Raw genomic sequence first — 17,069 nt, forward strand, 5'->3', positions numbered from 1 at the left:
CCGGTGGTTATGGGTCCCGGGTCGCGCTTCCGCTTGCCCGGGACGACGAGTCACTCCGCCGCCTGCGCCACCGGCTTCTTCGGCGGGAAGCGGCCGTAGAAGGTCTCGCCCGTGGCCGCCATCTCGACCAGGAGCTTCGGCGGGGTGAAACGGGAGCCGTATTTGGCCTCGAATTTGTGGCAGAGCTCGACGAATTTCTTCGTCCCCATGAAGTCGATATAGGACAGCGTGCCGCCGGTGAACGGCGCGAAGCCGAAGCCCAGGATCGAGCCGACATCGGCCTCGCGCACGTCGGTGATGACGTGATCCTCGACCGTGCGCGCGGCTTCCACCGCCTGCACCACCAGGAAGCGCTGCTTCAATTCCTCGACATCGAGCGTATCCGGATCGAGGTGCTTCGGCTGCAGGCCGGCGAGGCCCGGCCACAGGCTCTTCTGGCCCTTGCCCTTCTCCGGATAGTCATAGAAGCCCTTGGCATTCTTGCGGCCGAAGCGGCCATGCTTCTCGACCAATTCCACCATCAGCTTCTTGTGGTCCTGGTTGATGGCGTTGGGTCCGAGATCGGCTTCGGTCGCCTTCATGATCTTCAGGCCGAGATCGAGCGCGACCTCGTCCGACAGCGACAGCGGCCCAACCGGCATGCCGGCCATCTTGGCGGTGTTCTCGATCATCGCCGGCGGCACGCCCTCGAGGAACATCTCGTTGCCTTCCGCGATGTAGCGCATCACGCAGCGGTTGGCGAAGAAGCCGCGGGAGTCATTGACCACGATCGGCGTCTTGCCGATGGTGCGGACATAGTCCAGCGCGGTGGCGAGCGCGACGTCGCCGGTGTTCTTGCCGAGGATGATCTCGACCAGCATCATCTTCTCGACCGGCGAGAAGAAGTGGATGCCGATGAACTTGCCCTGGTCCTTGAATTCCTCGGCCAGCGAATTGATCGGCAGCGTCGAGGTGTTGGACGCGAAGATCGCGTCGCTCTTCAAGAGCGGCTGCGCCTTGGCATAGGTGTCCGCCTTGACCTTGCGGTCCTCGAACACCGCCTCGATGACGAGGTCGCAGTCCTTCAAAACGTTGTAGTCGGCGGTGGCGGTGATGCGCGACAGCAGCGCATCGCGCTCGGCCTCCTTCGCCCGGCCCTTCGCGACGAGACCGTCGATCACGCTCTTGGCGTGCGCCTTGCCCTTGTCGGCGCTCTCCTGATCGCGATCAACAAGCACGACGTCGATGCCGGCCTTGGCCGAGACGTAGCCGACGCTGGCGCCCATGAAGCCAGCGCCGATCACGGCGAGCTTCTTCACCTTGGTCGGCGGCACGCCCGCGGGGCGGCGGGCGCCCTTGTTCAGTTCCTGCATCGACAGGAACAGCGAGCGGATCATCGCCGCCGCTTCCTTGGAGCGCAGCACTTGCGTGAAGTAGCGGGACTCGACGCGCAGCGCGGCGTCGATCGGCAACTGCAGGCCTTCGTAGACGCAGCTCATGATGGCGCGCGCCGCCGGATAATTGTCGTAGGTCTCGCGGCGGTAGATCGCATTGCCCGCCGGGAACATCTGCATGCCCATCTTCGAGAAGACCGGTCCGCCGGGCAGCTTGAAGCCCTTCTCGTCCCACGGCGCGACCGCCTTGCCGCCGCCCTTGATCCAGTCCTTCGCCGCTTTGATCAGTTCGCCGGGCGGCACGATCGCGTGGATCAGGTTGAGCTGCTTGGCCCTTGCGATGTTGATCGCCTCGCCCTTCAACAGGAGCTGCATCGCATCCTGCGGCGCCACGATGCGCGGCACGCGCTGGGTGCCGCCGGCGCCCGGGAACAGGCCGACCTTGATCTCGGGCAGGCCGAGCCGGGTCTTCGGATTCTCCGCGGCGACGCGGTAGTGGCAGGACAGCGTGATCTCGAAACCGCCGCCGAGCGCGAGCCCGTTGATCGCCGCGACCCACGGCTTGCCCGAGGTCTCGATCGAGCGGAACACTTGCGAGAAACGTCGGCTCTGCTCGAACAGCACCTGGTTGGCCGCGACCTCGCCCTTCTCCTGCAACAGCTGCGCATAGGTCCGGCTCATGCCCTCGAGCATCGACAGGTCCGCGCCGGCGCAGAACGCGTCCTTGCTGGATGTGATGACGACGCCCTTGATCGCGGCATCGGCCGTGGTCTGCTTGACGATCTCCTCGAGCTCGAGGACCGAGGTCTCGTCCAGCACGTTCATCGAACGTCCCGGAATATCCCAGGTGACGAGCGCGATGCCGTCGGCATCGGTTTCGAATTTGAAATTCTTGAAGGCCATGTGGTGCTCCCTCGATGCCGGCTGCCGGTAAGGCGCTGGCGGTGGTTGTCCTAACGCTCGGATCGTAGGGTGGGCAAAGCGAAGCGTGCCCACCATTAACTTCTCAGCAAGCGATGGTGCGCACGGCGCAAGAGCGCCTTTGCCCACCCTACGGCAGTTAAACCCGCTCGATGATCGTCGCGGTGCCCATGCCGCCGCCGATGCAAAGCGTCACCAGCGCGGTCGACTTGTCGGTGCGCTCGAGCTCGTCGAGCACGGTACCCAAAATCATTGCGCCGGTCGCGCCAAGCGGATGGCCGAGCGCGATCGCGCCGCCATTGACGTTGATCTTGGCGTTGTCGATGTCGAACGCCTGGATGTAGCGCAGCACCACCGAGGCGAAGGCTTCGTTGAGCTCAAACAGATCGATGTCCGACTTCTTCATGCCGGAGCGGGCGAACAGCTTTTCGGTGACGTCGACCGGCCCGGTCAGCATCATCGCGGGCTCCGAGCCGATATTGGCGAAGGCCCGGATCTTGGCCCGCGGCTTCCGGCCGAGCTTCGCGCCCGCTTCCTTGCTGCCGAGCAGCACCGCGCCGGCGCCGTCGACAATCCCCGAGGAATTGCCGGCGTGGTGCACATAATTGACCTTCTCGATCTCCGGATGCGACTGCACCGCCACCGCATCGAAACCCGCCATCGCGGCCATGGCCGCGAACGACGGCTGGAGTTGCGCCAGCGACTGCATCGTCGTCGTGGGCCGCATATGCTCGTCCTTGGCGAGGATGGTGAGGCCGTTGACGTCCTTCACCGGCACGACCGATTTGTCGAACCGGCCTTCGTCCCAGGACTTCGCCGCGCGCTGCTGGCTCTGCACCGCGTAGGCATCGACGTCGTCACGGGAGAAACCGTATTTGGTCGCGATCAGGTCGGCCGAGATGCCCTGCGGCATGAAATAGGCCGGCACCGCCATCGAGGGGTCCATCGGCCAGGCGCCGCCGGACGCGCCGATGCCGACCCGGCTCATGGATTCCGCGCCGCCGCCGATCACGAGCTCATGCTGCCCGCTCATGATCTGGGCCGCGGCAAAGTTCACGGCATCGAGGCCGGAAGCGCAGAAGCGGCTGATCTGCACGCCCGGCACCTTCTCGCCGAGGCCGGACTTCAGCGCCGCGAAGCGGGCCATGTCGGAGCCGGCCTCGCCGACGGGATCGACGATGCCGAGCACGACGTCGTCGACGACGTCCTCGGCAATGTTGTTGCGCTCCTTTAACGCCTGCAGCGGCACGGTGGCGAGCGCCAGCGCGGTGACTTCGTGCAGCGCGCCGTCGGGCTTGCCGCGGCCGCGCGGGGTACGAACGTGATCGTAGATATATGCCTCAGGCATGACGCCCTCCTTAGATGAGGATCATAATATATAGCCGAACCGGCCGAAGCCGCGAGCCAGCTGCCGAAGATTCTTCAGAATGCTTCGGCCGCCAATTCCATCGTGGTACCGCTGCCGCTCTGGATGCGCGCGAGATGCACGGCCGTCTCCGGCAACAGCTTCTCCATGAAGAAGCGGCCGGTCACGAGCTTGGTCGAGAGGTAAGCCGTCGCGCCGCCGGCAGCGATCTTGTCCTGCGTCACCTTCGCCATCCGCGCCCACATATAGCCGAGCGCGACCAGCCCGAACAATTTCATGTAGTCGGTTGCGGCGGCGCCGGCGTTGTCGGGCTTGGTCATCGCGTTCTGCATCAGCCAGCCGGTCGCCTGCTGCAGATGGCCGAGCGCGGCCGAGAGCGGGGTCACGAACGGCTTCATGGCCTCGTCCGCGCCGTGCTCCTTGGCGTAGGCGCCGACTTCGCCGAAGAACGCCATCACCGCGCGGCCGCCGTCACGCGGCAGCTTGCGGCCGACGAGATCGAGCGCCTGGATGCCATTGGCGCCCTCATAGATCATGGCGATGCGTGCATCGCGCACGAACTGCTCCATGCCCTGCTCGGCGATATAGCCGTGGCCGCCATACATCTGCTGCGCCAGCACCGTGTTGGCAAAGCCGGTGTCGGTGAGCACGCCTTTCAGCACCGGCGTCATCAGGCCCATGTGGTCGTCGGCCTCCTGGCGATCCTTGGGATCGTTGGAGCGGTGGGCGACGTCGCTCTTCAGCGCGGTCCAGATCACCATGGCGCGCGCCGCCTCGTTAAAGGACCGGATCGTCAGCAGCGCGCGGCGGACGTCGGGATGCACGATGATCGGATCGGCCGGCTTGTCCGGCTCCTTCGCGCCAGTGAGCGAGCGGCCCTGCAGGCGCTCGCGCGCATAAGCCACCGCGTTCTGGTAGGCGACCTCGGACTGCGCGAGCCCCTGCACGGCGACGCCGAGCCGGGCCTCGTTCATCATCACGAACATGCCCTGCATGCCCTTGTTCTCCTGGCCGATCAGCCAGCCGGTGGCATTGTCGTAATTCATCACGCAGGTGGAATTGCCGTGAATGCCCATCTTGTGCTCGATCGAGCCGCAGGTGACGCCGTTGCGCGCGCCGAGCGAGCCGTCCGAATTGACCAGGACTTTCGGCACCACGAACAGCGAGACGCCCTTGATGCCGGCCGGCGCTCCTTCGATGCGCGCGAGCACGAGGTGGATGATGTTCTCAGTGAGGTCGTGCTCGCCGGCCGAGATGAAGATCTTGGTGCCCGTGATCTTGAAGCTGCCGTCGGCCTGGCGCACGGCCTTGGTGCGCAGCAGGCCGAGATCGGTGCCGCAATGCGGCTCGGTGAGGTTCATGGTGCCGGTCCATTCACCCGCCACCATCTTCGGAACATAGGTCTTCTTCTGCTCGTCCGTGCCGTGCACCAACAGCGCCGCGGTCGCGCCCATGGTGAGGCCGCCATACATGGAGAACGCCATGTTGGCGGAGATCTGGAATTCGTTGACCGCCTGGCTCAACGTCACCGGCAGGCCCTGCCCGCCGTATTCCGTCGGCGCCGAGAGTCCGAGCCAGCCGCCTTCAGCCACCTGCCTGTAGGCTTCCTTGAAGCCTTTCGGCGTCGTCACCGAGCCGTCGTCATGGCGCTTGCAGCCTTCGAGGTCGCCGACGCGGTTGAGCGGCTGCAACACTTCTTCGGAAAGCTTCGCCGCCTCGCCCAGGATCGCCTCGCGCACGTCGGCCGATGCATCGGTGAAACCTGGCAGGTTGTCGTAGCGGTCGATCTGGAAGACATCGTTGAGCAGGAAACTCACATCTTCGACTGGGGCTTTGTAGATCGGCATGGTGTGCTCCGGCAGGCGGTTTTTGAAGTTGGCGCCGCAGGCAAAACCCTCGCGACGCTGCGACCACTAAAGGTTCCCGAAACAGACCTTAGACCTTTCGGCGTTCCGGGAAAGCGAATATCGGGATCAGGATGGCGACTGAGGCTGCGACTTGGCGGCGCTGGCCTCGCCGGCCTGCCGCATCAACTCTTCTCCCATCAGCCGGTGCAGCAGGTTGATCGCCTTCAGCGGGCGCACCATCACCTTGAAATGCGTGATCCGTCCTTCTGCATCGAACGTGATGATGTCGACGCCGTTGATCTGGATGCCCTCGATCTCATTCTCGAATTCGAGCACCGCGCCATTATCGCTGCGCCATTCGCCGCGATAGGTGAAGCCAGGGCCACCCAGCACCTTTTCCGCGCTCGACAGATATTTGAAGGTGATGTCGCGTCCGCGCTGCGGCGTGTGTACGACGGGGCTTTCGAATACGGCGTCGGGGTGAAGCAGATCCCAGAGCGCTGCGCGATCATGGGATTTCATGTAGGCGTACCATTTGTCGAGGCCGGTCATTGTCAAAGACGTCTCCTCTTGGCGGAACGCGCAATGGCCCGATCTTGGCGAGCCCGTTAAGTCCTTGGCCGTCGATATGCACATTGACGCATATGCGCCTGTGTGCATAAAGTCAAGGATGGTCGAGGAGGTAGAAAAGGAGTGGCGACCAGTGGCGCTAGGTGACGCGATCCTCGCATGCCTGACCGAACGTCCGATGACGGGCTACGAGCTCGCCAAGACGTTCGATGCTTCCATCGGCTTCTTCTGGAAGGCGGACCACCAGCAGATCTATCGCGAGCTTTCCAAGCTGCGCGACCGCGGCCATGTCCAGGCCCGCGAAGTCGTCCAATCGGGCAAGCCCAACAAGCTCATCTACACGCTAACGCCTGAAGGCAAGGCTGCGCTACGGCACTGGGCCGCGCGGCCGAGCGTCCCGGCATCGATCAAGGACGATCTCCTGGTGCGGCTCTACGCGCTCGACAGCGTCGATATCGAACCGCTGCGCACCGACCTGATGGCACGATTGGAACACCACCGCGACCGCTACGAGCGCTATGAGCGCCTGCTCAACAAGCGATTCCCGCAAGGCGTGGCCTCGCCGGCCGATATGGGCAAGCTGCTCGGGCTTCGTATCGGCCTTCGCCATGAGCAGGTCGTGGCGGAGTGGTGTGAGGAGGCCATCGATGCCCTCTCCGCCCTGGCCAACCGGACGACCGTTCAGCCGCTCAAAGCGGGCCAAGGCGACGACAAGGCGTAAGGCCGAACCGCTTCCTTCGTCGTCCCGCGACGACGGGCATCGCGATGCGAGTTCCGCGCAGAGGTAACTTTAGAGCCCCGCAGCGCCGTTCCTTAACCCGTTCTTTACCCTAACGCGAAAAAGTCGACGGCTAAGGCAGACGCCTCGCGCGGAATTCGATTGTCTGGTCAATCGGGACGTACGGGGAGGCTGCGGGCGTGGGTGTGGACGCCTTAGTCGGGACCGGACGGAATCATGAATTCGCGCGTATCGTGGAGTGTTGACGGCATTGATCCATCCGTCCGCGAGAGAGCCGAGGCCGCGGCTCGCCGCGCCGGCATGTCGCTGAACGACTGGCTCAATTCCACCGTGGGCGAGCCGGCGCCGCCGGATCTCCGCAATGACCAGGCGCGGCCCGCGATGCCGAGCCAGGCAAGCCGGGACGTCGCCGACATTCATCAGCGGTTGGATGCGATCACCCAGCAGATCGATCGAATCGCGCGGCCCGCGCCGCGCAATGATGCGCCGCGCAACGACGCTGCGCGCGGCCAGTCCAACGTCGCGCGCCAGCTCAACGACGCGATCTCGCGGCTCGATGCTCGGCTGTCGCAGATCTCAAACCCCGCCGCGGCGCGCCAGCCCCAGATGGCTGCGGCGCAGCAGCCCCCGATGCCGGAGCGGCAGCGCCAGGCGGAGGCCGTCGAGCGTGCCGCCGCAAAGGTCTACCGTCCTTCGCCGCCGCTAAGTCCCGCCTCCTTCGATTCCGCAATCGCGGAGATCACCGCGCGCCAGAACGAACTCGATGGTCCGCCGCCGCGGCAGATGCCGCCGCGCCACGCTCAGCCAGTGGGCACAGCTCAGCCGACGGGCCCAAGCGTTCCGCCAATGGCCGCGCATGCTCCTCCGGTTGCACCGGCACCTGCCGCGCCGGCACCGGCTGGCCCGGACTTCTCCTCGCTGGAGCGTTATCTGATCAAGATCACGAGCCAGATCGAGGCACTGCAACGGCCCGATGATATCGAGCAATCGATCGCCGCGTTCCGGAGCGAGCTTGCGGAAATCCGCGCCGCGCTCACCGAGGCGATGCCGCGCCGCGCGATCGAATCGCTCGAAGGCGAGATCCGCTCGCTGTCGCGGCGCATCGACGACAACCGGCAGAACGGTGCCGACGGCCAGGCGCTCTCCGGCATCGAGCGTGCGCTGTCCGAGATCCGCGAGGTGCTGCGCTCGCTCACGCCCGCCGAGCAGCTCGCGGGCTATGACGAGGCGATCCGCAATCTCGGCGCCAAGCTCGATCTGATCCTGCGCGCCAACGACGATCCCTCGACGGTGCATCAGCTCGAGAGCGCAATCGCCGCGCTCCGCGCGATCGTCTCCAACATCGCCTCCAACGACGCACTGGCGCGGCTCGCCGAGGATGTGCAGACGCTGTCGGCCAAGGTCGACGAGCTCGCGCGCGCCGGCAATCACGGCGATGCCTTTGCGGTCCTCGAACAGCGGATCGCCGCCCTGGCCTTGACCCTGGAAAGCCGCGAACGCCCAGCACCGACCGAACACTCGCAACATCTCGAAGACGCCCTGCGTGCGCTGTCGGAGCGCATCGACCGCATGCAGGTCGGCAATGACAGCGCCTCGGCATTCGCCCATCTCGAACAGCGTGTCTCCTACCTGCTCGAGCGCCTCGAAGCCTCTCCCAATCCTCAGTCCGGCAATTTTGGCCGCATCGAAGAAGGGCTGCAGGACATCCTGCGCCATCTCGAACGCCAGCACGCCAATCTGGTGTCACTGGCCGAGGCGAGCCGCAACGCAGGCGCACCCGCGCCGCAGCCGCTCGACCCTGGCCTCGTCGACATGGTCAAGCGCGAATTGTCCGATATCCGCTACAGCCAGTCGGAAACCGACCGCCGCACCCAGGATTCGCTCGAGACGGTGCACAATACCCTCGGCCACGTGGTCGATCGCCTTGCGCTGATCGAGAACGATCTGCGCGACGTTCGCTCCGCGCCGGTCCCGTCAGCGGCGCCGGCCGAGCCGCCACGCGCCTCGATGCCGCAGCCAATGGCGCCGCAGCCCGAATTGCCGAATCCGGCGATGCAGCAGCGCTTCACGGCGCAGGAGCACTTCGCCGCGGCGCCGCGCGACTTCCATGCGGCTACTCCGCCGGAGGCTGTACCCGTTCCGCCGCCGTTGCCGCCGCGCGCCATCAGCGAGATCTTGGAGCCACATGCCGCGGTTCGCACTGCGCTCGAGCCGGACCTGCCGCCGGATCATCCGCTCGAGCCGGGCACGCGCCCGACCGGACGGGTGTCGACGCCCACCGAGCGGATCGCCGCGTCGGAGAGCGCGATCAGCGAGATTTCGACAGACAAGAAAGAGCCGGTCTCTACGTCGAGCTTCATTGCCGCCGCACGCCGCGCCGCCCAGGCCGCGGCCGCCCAGGCTGCCAATGAGAAGGGCGGGCGCGGCGGGGCCAAGGCCGCAGCCAAGGCCAAGCCGGTCGACAAGGCTCAGGGCAAATCCGAGGGCAAGGAGCCCTCGACCATCACGTCAAAGATCCGCTCGCTGCTGGTCGGCGCGAGTGTGGTGGTCATCGTGCTCGGCGCCTTCAAGGTGGCGATGATCCTGCTCGACAGCGGCGCCTCGTCGCAGATGCCGATGGAGAGGTCGAGCGACGCTCCCGCCTTCGCGCTGCCGCCGGCCGACAGTGCGGCCGTCGCACCCGCGCCAGCGCCGGCACCCGCGGCGCCTCTGATGACCTCGCCGACCCCGCTCGGACGGCAATCCAACAACAGCACCGCGCCGAACATGCTCGACGGCTCGCAGGTGACGATCCCGCCGGCGCCCGTGCCTTCGCCATCGCCCGTCGCGAACAACGACATCACCGGCTCGATCCGCGTGCCGTCCGCCGCGCCGATCGGCGGCAGGCTCACGATGGTGCAGGTGCCACCGAGCGAGCGGCTGCCTGACGGCATCGGCGGCCCGGTGCTGCGCGCCGCGGCGCTGAGGGGCGATCCGGCCGCCGCCTACGAGGTTGGCGTGCGCTTCGCCGAAGGCAAGGGCGTTCCGATCAACTATGACGAGGCCGCAAAATGGTACGAGCGCGCCGCGCAGGCCGGCGTGATCCCCGCGGTCTTCCGGCTCGGAACCTTCTATGAGAAGGGACTCAGCGTGAAGAAGGATGTCGACACCGCGCGGCGTTACTACGTGCAGGCCGCCGAGCGCGGCAACACCAAGGCGATGCACAACCTCGCGGTGCTCGATGCCGATGGCGGCGGCAAGGGCGCCGACTACAAGGGCGCGGCACAGTGGTTCCGCAAGGCCGCCGATCGCGGTGTCGCCGACAGCCAGTTCAATCTCGGCATCCTTTATGCACGCGGCATCGGCGTCGAGCAGAACCTGGCCGAGTCCTTCAAATGGTTCAGCCTCGCCGCAGCCCAGGGCGACGCCGACGCCAGCCGCAAACGCGACGATGTTGCCAAGCGCCTCGACGCGCAATCGCTCGCAGCGGCCAAGCTCGCGATCCAGACCTTCACCGCCGAGCCGCAGCCCGACGATGCCGTCAACGCAGCGACCCCGCCCGGCGGCTGGGACGCGGCGACGGTGCCGCCCAATGCGACCAAGCCCGCGGCCCGGGCAGCGTCGCCGAAGCGCACCGCCTCGATCGCGCATTAAAATTATGACAGATGCACGACGCCGCCGTGCTGCGTCGCCATATGTATCTCAGCGCTGAAGCTGTGTAGAAAGGCCGCGCCCCCGCGCGGGTAGCTGCCAGCGCCGAGAGAACCAGTTTGTCAGCCCAAGACCACGAAGGTCGCTACCGAAGCTCGCCGACCGGGCCCCGCGTAGCACCACCACGCCAGTCGGTCGATCAGCCCAAAGCGCGGCCGCCTCAGCGGCCCGCCTGGAGGTGGTCGATGTGGTCGATTGTCATATTCGCCCTCCTGATCTCCGGCGTCGGCATCCGCGCTTATCGGGACCTGTCGCGGCCCGACGCCTGGGCCTATTGGAGAGACCAGTATTTTTCACCGAGCCTGAGTTCGAAACTGATCGGCAAGACCGATCTCGGCGGGCCTATCGGCTCACGGCCCGCTTTGGCCATCAGGGGAGAGATCGGCCCGGCCGCCGCAAACTGGTTCCGCGACAGGCTGGATGAGGCCCATCTGGCGCCCGGCGACGTTGTCCTTCTGTCATCTCCGGGCGGCGACCTCAATCAGGCGCTCATCATCGGCGAAATGATCCGTTCCCGCGGGCTGACGACCGCCGTCGGCGTTGCCGATGCTTCGGGCCAGGTCCGCCCGGCCTATTGCGCCAGCGCCTGCGTCCTCGCCTATGCCGGTGGCACCACCCGCTACGGCATCGAGGGCTCGATGCTGGGCGTCCACCGGTTCGTCACCACAGCGCCGGTTGCCGACCCCGTCGCCGACACCCAGCGCGTCACCGGTGCCGTCCTGCACTACATGACCAGGATGGGCGTATCCTCCACCGTCGTCGAGGCGATGTCACAAACCAGGGACATCCGCTGGCTCGGCACCAAGGAAGCCGTGGCGATGAACCTGGTCACCGATCCCATCGGCCGGCCGTAAGGCGCGGGTGCGACAAAAAACTCCGCATCGGCGGATTCTATAGTCCCTCGTCGCGGCGATTTCGGTTATTCAAGGGCGCGGCAACCGATCCGCGTCCGCTTCCGCGCCGGATTCCGCTGCCCGCAAGCTCGATCAGAAAACCGCGCCGTGGGCTGGCCATGCGCCAGCCCCGCGGCACTATAAGAAGCGACCGCGCGTGCAGCTCTACCTCCCGATCGCCAATATTCCCGTCAATATCTTCCTCGTGCTGGCGATGGGCGCGGCGGTCGGTTTCGTCTCCGGCATGTTCGGTATCGGCGGCGGCTTCCTGATGACGCCGCTGCTGATCTTCATCGGCATCGCGCCGGCGGTCGCGGTTGCCTCGGTCGCCAGCCACATCGCGGCCTCCTCGTTCTCCGGCGCGCTCTCCTATTGGCGCCGCCGCGCCATCGATCCGGCGCTGGCACTGATCCTGTTAAGCGGCGGCACGATCGGCACCGCGCTCGGGGTGTGGACCTTCACCTATCTGCGCTCGCTCGGTCAGCTCGACCTGATGATCGGGCTGTCCTACGTCGTGCTGCTCACCGCGGTCGGCACGGCGATGGCCTATGAGGGACTGCGCGCGATGCTGCGCACCCGCCGCGGCGGCGCCGCCACGCTGCGCCGCCCGGGCAGCCATGGCTGGATTCATGGCCTGCCGCTGAAGATGCGCTTCAAGCGCTCCAAGATCTATCTCTCCATCATTCCCGTCATCTTCGTCGGCCTCGTGATCGGCTTCATCGGCGCCGTCATGGGCATCGGCGGCGGCTTCATCCTGGTGCCGCTGATGATCTACCTCTTGCGGGTGCCGACCTCGACCGTGATCGGCACCTCGATGGTGCTGACGCTGGTGACGATGATCTTTGCGACCCTGCTGCACGCGGTGACCAACCACCTCGTCGATGCGGTGCTGGCCCTGATCCTGATGGTCGGCGGCGTCACCGGAGCGCAGTTCGGCGCCCGCGCCGGCCAGAAGATCCGCGGCGAGCATCTGCGGCTGTTGCTCGGGCTCCTGGTGCTTGCGGTCGGCATCCGCTTTGCGGTCGAGCTCGTGATCCGCCCCGCCGATCTCTTCACCATCCGCGAATCCGGCGGGGCAGCGCCATGACCGCCCGCGCACTCCTCGTTCTCGCCGGCCTGCTGGGTGCCATCCTCGCCACCAGCCCGGCCTGCGCGGAACGGCTGATCGTCTCGGTCTCCAACCACCGCGTCACGGTGACGCCGAATTATGCCGGCGAGGAACTGGTGCTGTTCGGCTCGGTCGAGAGGGATGCCGACACCCCACCCGGCCGCACCAATTACGACCTCGTGGTGACCGTGGTCGGCCCGAGGGCCGACATGGTGACACGGCGCAAGGAGCGCAGATTCGGCATCTGGATCAACAGCGACTATCGTCAGTTCCTGCAGGTGCCGACCTATCTCGCGCTGTTCTCCAATCGCCCCTTCGACCAGATCGCTTCGCCGGAGGTGCAGCGGCGTCAGCAGCTCGGGCTCAACAACGTGCTGCTGATGCAGCGCGTCAGCGGCGACTATGCCGACGTCGTCCCCGACGACGTCTTCCGCAGCGCCTTCGTGCGGCTGCGCACCGAGCACGGGCTGTACCGCGAGGAGACCTCGGCAGTCACCTTCCTGACCCCGACGCTGTTCCGCACCACGATTCCGCTGCCGGCGGAGGTGCCGATCGGCACCTATAATGTCGAAATCAAATTGTTCACCGATGGTGCGCTTGTGACCAAGGCCGGTACCGCGTTCGAGATCGTCAAGGTCGGTTTCGAGCAGTTCGTCGCCAATACCGCGCGGCAGAACGGCCTTGCCTATGGCCTCGTCACCGCCGCCATGGCGCTGATGACCGGCTGGATGGCCTCGATCGTGTTCCGGCGCGATTGACGTCATCACGCGAACAGTCCGACGCCCATCGCAAACACGCTCAGCAGCATCGCCACGGTCGACAGCCACCCGAGCCAATAGAGCGGGCCGGTGATGATGTACCGGCCCATCACGTCGCGGCGGCGCGCCATCACCATCAGCAGCACCATCACGGGAACGGCGAGCACGCCGTTGATGACCGCGCTCCAGTACAGCGCCGAAATCGGGTTGATCGGCGTGAAATTCAGCGCGATGCCAAAACCGGCCGCCAGCGCCAGCACGGCATAGAATGCGATGGCCTCCTTCGGCTTGCGTGCCAGGCCCACCGGCCAGCGACGTCCCTCACCGACAGCATAGGCGGCTGAGCCTGCGAGCACGGGAATGGCGAGCAGTCCGGTGCCGACGATGCCGAGCGCGAAGATCGCTTCCGCGAACGGGCCCGCGATCGGACGCAGCGCCTCTGCGGCCTGCGCCGAGCTCTCGATGTCGGTCTTCCCCGCCTTATGCAAGGTCGCGGCGACCGTGACGATGATCGAGAGCGCGATCAGGTTCGAGAACGCCATGCCGACGATGGTGTCGGCGCGGATCCGGGAAAATTCCTTCCGCGCCCCATAGTGCTTTTCGATCAGCGGCTGCTTTTTGGCGTCGACGCGCTGGTCTTCGGCTTCCTGCGAGGCCTGCCAGAAGAACAGATAGGGCGAGATGGTGGTGCCGAAGATCGCGACGATGGTGGTGAAATAGTTGTCGTTCCAGGCGAGCCTCGGAATCAATATGCCGGCGAGCGCCTCGCCCCAGGAGATGCGGGCGAAGGCAAGGGCCGCAACATAGGCGAACAGGCTGAGCGTCAGCCATTTCAGCACCGCGACATAGCGCTTGTAATCGAGGATGATCTGAGCGGCCACCGAGGCCACCCCAAAAAACAGCACGTAAAGGATGGGATGCCCGCCGACCAGCAGCGTTGTCGCATCCGCCATGGCGCCGAGATCGGCCGCAATGTTGATCGTGTTGGCGATGAACAAGAGCGTGACCACGATGTTGAGCAGCCACAGCGGATAGTGCCGGCACACATTGCCCGAAATGCCCTGGCCGGTGACGCGGCCGACGCGGGCCGAAATCTCCTGGATCGCCACCATCAGCGGAAAGGTGAACAGCATGGTCCAGCCGATCCCGTAGCCGAACTGCGCGCCGGCCTGGCTGTAGGTGCCGATCCCGGACGGGTCATCGTCGGAGGCGCCGGTGATCAGTCCGGGGCCGAGCGATTTCAGGAAGCGCTTGAGCTCGAAGGGCTGGCGCGGCTTGGCATTCGGGGCCGGCTTATTGCCGGGCTTTAGGTGATTGCCTGTCGATGCCTTGTGTTGCGTCATACCCGGTCCAGTCGCCGCGACAACGAACCGGAGGTGGTTCGGTTCCCGGCGCTGTATCTGGCTGGTCGGAATGGCACAGGCAAGACATGTCGTCAGGCGCGCGATGCCGGCGCGGCGGTGGGACGGGTCACGAGATAGATGCCCAGCGCGACCGGGATGATGCCGAGCAGATCGCGGGACTCGACATGCTCGCCGAGCACGAGGAAGGCGAACAGCATGCCGAGCGGCGGCATCAGGAAGTGATAGGCGCTCGCGGCGGTAGCGCCACACACTTTGAGCAGATGAAACCACAGCGCGTAGGCCAGGATCGATCCGCCGAACACCAGGAAGGCGAACGCGCCCAATAGCCGCGCGCTCGGCACGATCTCGGAGACGCTGGAGAGCGCGAACGCGAATGGCAACAGCGCGAGCCCGCCGGCGAGATTCTGGATGCCATTGCCGACCCACAGGCTGCCCTTGGGAGACAGCAGCTTGAAAAGGATGGTGCCGGTGACGATGGAGGCGAGCGAGGCCAGCGTGAACACGATGCCTTCCATATGCTCGGTGCCGACGGAGAGCCGATGCCAGACGATGAAGGCGACACCGGCAACGCCGAGCGTGAGGCCCGCGACCTTGCGCCAGGTCAGGACTTCGCCAAGGAACAGCGCCGCCAGCACCGCCGTGAACACCGGATTCGCCGACACGATCAATCCGCCGATGCCGGCGGAGACCGTCTTCAATCCGGTATAGCCAAGCCCGAGATAGAGCGCGTTGTTGGCAACGCCGAGCACCGAATAGACTGCGACATCGCGCCAGGAGAGCTGCCAACCCTCGCGGCGCAGCGCCAGAAAACCGAGGATCAGGATGCCCGCGAGCGAAAATCGCGCCGTGAGCAGGATCAGCGGCGGACAATCGGTGACGCCGATCTTGCCGGCGATGAAGGCGTAGCTCCAGAGCAGGCAGAACAAGGCAATCAATAGCGGCAGCGGGTTGAAGCCCTGACGCGGAGCCGCGATCGAAGGGGCGAGCGACATGAGAATTCTCCTTGGCCCTTCCATCTAGGCCCTCGCCTTCCCATTTGGAAATTAAATGATAGACTGGCAGCCAGTGGATTTTTGAATAGGTGCCGCCATGTTCGATTTGGAACTGCTGCGCAGTTTCGTCTCGGTGGTCGATGCCGGCGGCTTCACCCGCGCCGGCGAGCGGGTCCACCGCACGCAATCCACCGTCAGCCAGCAGATCAAGCGGCTGGAGGAGGATGTCGGCCAGCCGCTGCTGATCCGCAACGGCAAGGATGTCACCCCGACCGAAGCCGGCGAACGGCTGCTGTCCTACGCGCGGCGGCTGCTCGCGCTTGCCGAGGAGGCGCGCGATGTTGTGACGCGGCCGACCTATCAGGGTGCGATCCGGCTCGGCATCCCCGAGGATTTCGCCGCCTATCGGCTGGCAAAGCTGCTCGGCGCGTTCTCGCGTTCCCATCCAACGCTGCGGCTCGACGTGCGCGCCGACCAGAGCATGCACCTGCAGCGCGATCTCAATCGCGGCGAGCTCGATCTGGCGCTGCTCAAGCGCACCGCGGGCGAGAAGGGCGCGATCGCGGCCTGGCCGGAACGGGTGCACTGGGTCACCAGCAAGACGCATCCACGCGACACGCGCAGCGGCTCGGTGCCGCTGATCGGATTTCCCGCCGGCTGTCTCTACCGCGCCGGCGCGATCCATGCGCTGGAGAGCGCGGGCCGCCCCTGGCATATGGCCTATACGTCCTCGAGCCTGTCCGGCATCCAGGCCGCGGTCGCCGCCGGCATGGGCCTGAGCATCCTGTCGGAGATCGCGATCCAGGCCGATCACCGCGTGCTCACGGCAAAGGACGGTTTTGCGCCGATCGACAGGACCGAACTCGCCCTGCTCGCCTCCCCCGCCGCCAGCCCCGCCACGCTGCGGCTCGCCGACAGGCTCGCGGAGTTCTGCGACACCGTGCAGGCGAAAGCGGCGTAGCGGGCCCAAATGGGGTACCTGGAGGATGCGTAGAGCGAAGCGAAACCCATCGCGATGGAGCAAGCCGCACGAATGATGGGTTTCGCTTCGCTCTACCCATCCTACGCTGTCGTAAACCTCGCGCCGCTGTCGTCCCCGCGAAGGCGGGGACCCATAACCACAGGGAGGTGTGTGGCGCGAGCAAGCGGTTGCAGCGGAGCACACGACAACGGCCTGTGGTTATGGGTCCCGGGTCAAGCCCGGGACGACGGGAGGATAGATTGCGATGCAATTGTCAAACAGCGTGAGGATGTGAGTTCGCGTTCTCGCGGCGCGTTGCGTCCGAGCTTTCGTTTCGTTCCACCCTCTCGTCGAACAGAGGGCGCAGGGAAAGCCGGGTGCTGGTTGCACCCGTGGGTCCCGTGCAACAAAAAGCACGGGGGTAGGACCACAGGTTCAACCGAAGCATTCCGGCTTTCCCTGCGCGATGGTGTTACGGTTTCCTTCG

The 17,069-nt window shown here is 65.8% G+C and carries 12 protein-coding genes; 6 read left to right on the forward strand and 6 right to left on the reverse strand.

The window, feature by feature from the left end; translation table 11 throughout:
• Positions 1-50: 50 nt before the first annotated feature.
• The 4 genes from YY7_RS0139270 to YY7_RS0139285 all read right to left on the reverse strand — a co-directional run bounded on the left by YY7_RS0139270 (position 51) and on the right by YY7_RS0139285 (position 6,059).
• Positions 51-2,276 (reverse strand): 3-hydroxyacyl-CoA dehydrogenase NAD-binding domain-containing protein, encoded by a 2,226-nt coding sequence (locus tag YY7_RS0139270; protein ID WP_028167948.1) that lies wholly within the window; start codon positions 2,274-2,276, stop codon positions 51-53.
• Between the two features lie 157 nt (positions 2,277-2,433).
• Positions 2,434-3,642, reverse strand: a complete 1,209-nt coding sequence (locus YY7_RS0139275) for an acetyl-CoA C-acetyltransferase (RefSeq protein ID WP_028167949.1) — start codon at positions 3,640-3,642, stop codon at positions 2,434-2,436.
• Between the two features lie 74 nt (positions 3,643-3,716).
• On the reverse strand, positions 3,717-5,507 hold the full coding sequence (locus tag YY7_RS0139280) for an acyl-CoA dehydrogenase C-terminal domain-containing protein (RefSeq protein WP_028167950.1): 1,791 nt from the start codon (positions 5,505-5,507) through the stop codon (positions 3,717-3,719).
• 126 nt (positions 5,508-5,633) lie between these two features.
• On the reverse strand, positions 5,634-6,059 hold the full coding sequence (locus YY7_RS0139285; RefSeq protein WP_035692115.1) for a nuclear transport factor 2 family protein: 426 nt from the start codon (positions 6,057-6,059) through the stop codon (positions 5,634-5,636).
• Between the two features lie 151 nt (positions 6,060-6,210).
• Here YY7_RS0139285 and YY7_RS0139290 point away from each other — a divergent pair, with 151 nt between their 5' ends.
• From YY7_RS0139290 to YY7_RS0139310, 5 genes are all read left to right on the forward strand, one after another.
• Complete coding sequence (locus YY7_RS0139290; RefSeq protein ID WP_028167952.1) at positions 6,211-6,798, forward strand: PadR family transcriptional regulator; 588 nt, start codon at positions 6,211-6,213, stop codon at positions 6,796-6,798.
• A gap of 234 nt (positions 6,799-7,032) precedes the next feature.
• Entirely contained in the window at positions 7,033-10,449 is a 3,417-nt protein-coding gene (locus YY7_RS0139295; protein ID WP_028167953.1) for a tetratricopeptide repeat protein, read from the forward strand.
• A 242-nt stretch (positions 10,450-10,691) separates the two neighbouring features.
• The gene (locus YY7_RS0139300) at positions 10,692-11,360 is read left to right on the forward strand and encodes a hypothetical protein (RefSeq protein WP_245287572.1); all 669 of its coding nucleotides are present in this window, start codon (positions 10,692-10,694) and stop codon (positions 11,358-11,360) included.
• Between the two features lie 196 nt (positions 11,361-11,556).
• Positions 11,557-12,486 (forward strand): sulfite exporter TauE/SafE family protein, encoded by a 930-nt coding sequence (locus YY7_RS0139305; protein WP_028167955.1) that lies wholly within the window; start codon positions 11,557-11,559, stop codon positions 12,484-12,486.
• Complete coding sequence (locus tag YY7_RS0139310; protein ID WP_028167956.1) at positions 12,483-13,265, forward strand: TIGR02186 family protein; 783 nt, start codon at positions 12,483-12,485, stop codon at positions 13,263-13,265. The genes YY7_RS0139305 and YY7_RS0139310 overlap by 4 nt, the downstream gene beginning before the upstream one ends.
• 5 nt (positions 13,266-13,270) lie before the next feature.
• Here YY7_RS0139310 and YY7_RS0139315 read toward each other — a convergent pair whose 3' ends face one another.
• Positions 13,271-14,608, reverse strand: a complete 1,338-nt coding sequence (locus YY7_RS0139315; RefSeq protein ID WP_028167957.1) for an NRAMP family divalent metal transporter — start codon at positions 14,606-14,608, stop codon at positions 13,271-13,273.
• Positions 14,609-14,700: 92 nt separating this feature from the next.
• A complete protein-coding gene (locus YY7_RS0139320; protein WP_028167958.1) occupies positions 14,701-15,621 on the reverse strand; it encodes a DMT family transporter in 921 nt (306 codons plus the stop codon).
• A gap of 97 nt (positions 15,622-15,718) precedes the next feature.
• Here YY7_RS0139320 and YY7_RS0139325 point away from each other — a divergent pair, with 97 nt between their 5' ends.
• Positions 15,719-16,582, forward strand: coding sequence for a LysR substrate-binding domain-containing protein (locus YY7_RS0139325; protein ID WP_028167959.1), 864 nt, complete (start codon positions 15,719-15,721; stop codon positions 16,580-16,582).
• Positions 16,583-17,069 lie beyond the last annotated feature (487 nt).

The organism is Bradyrhizobium elkanii WSM2783, assembly GCF_000472865.1.
GTDB lineage: Bacteria > Pseudomonadota > Alphaproteobacteria > Rhizobiales > Xanthobacteraceae > Bradyrhizobium > Bradyrhizobium elkanii_A.

Excerpts from the sequence above, each read along its gene's own strand:
- YY7_RS0139270 (WP_028167948.1), bottom strand. The coding sequence starts at position 2,276 with ATGGCCTTCAAGAATTTCAAATTCGAAACCGATGCCGACGGCATCGCG.
- YY7_RS0139275 (WP_028167949.1), bottom strand. The coding sequence starts at position 3,642 with ATGCCTGAGGCATATATCTACGATCACGTTCGTACCCCGCGCGGCCGC.
- YY7_RS0139280 (WP_028167950.1), bottom strand. The coding sequence starts at position 5,507 with ATGCCGATCTACAAAGCCCCAGTCGAAGATGTGAGTTTCCTGCTCAAC.
- YY7_RS0139285 (WP_035692115.1), bottom strand. The coding sequence starts at position 6,059 with ATGACCGGCCTCGACAAATGGTACGCCTACATGAAATCCCATGATCGC.
- YY7_RS0139295 (WP_028167953.1), top strand. The coding sequence starts at position 7,033 with ATGAATTCGCGCGTATCGTGGAGTGTTGACGGCATTGATCCATCCGTC.
- YY7_RS0139300 (WP_245287572.1), top strand. The coding sequence starts at position 10,692 with ATGTGGTCGATTGTCATATTCGCCCTCCTGATCTCCGGCGTCGGCATC.
- YY7_RS0139310 (WP_028167956.1), top strand. The coding sequence starts at position 12,483 with ATGACCGCCCGCGCACTCCTCGTTCTCGCCGGCCTGCTGGGTGCCATC.
- YY7_RS0139315 (WP_028167957.1), bottom strand. The coding sequence starts at position 14,608 with ATGACGCAACACAAGGCATCGACAGGCAATCACCTAAAGCCCGGCAAT.
- YY7_RS0139320 (WP_028167958.1), bottom strand. The coding sequence starts at position 15,621 with ATGTCGCTCGCCCCTTCGATCGCGGCTCCGCGTCAGGGCTTCAACCCG.
- YY7_RS0139325 (WP_028167959.1), top strand. The coding sequence starts at position 15,719 with ATGTTCGATTTGGAACTGCTGCGCAGTTTCGTCTCGGTGGTCGATGCC.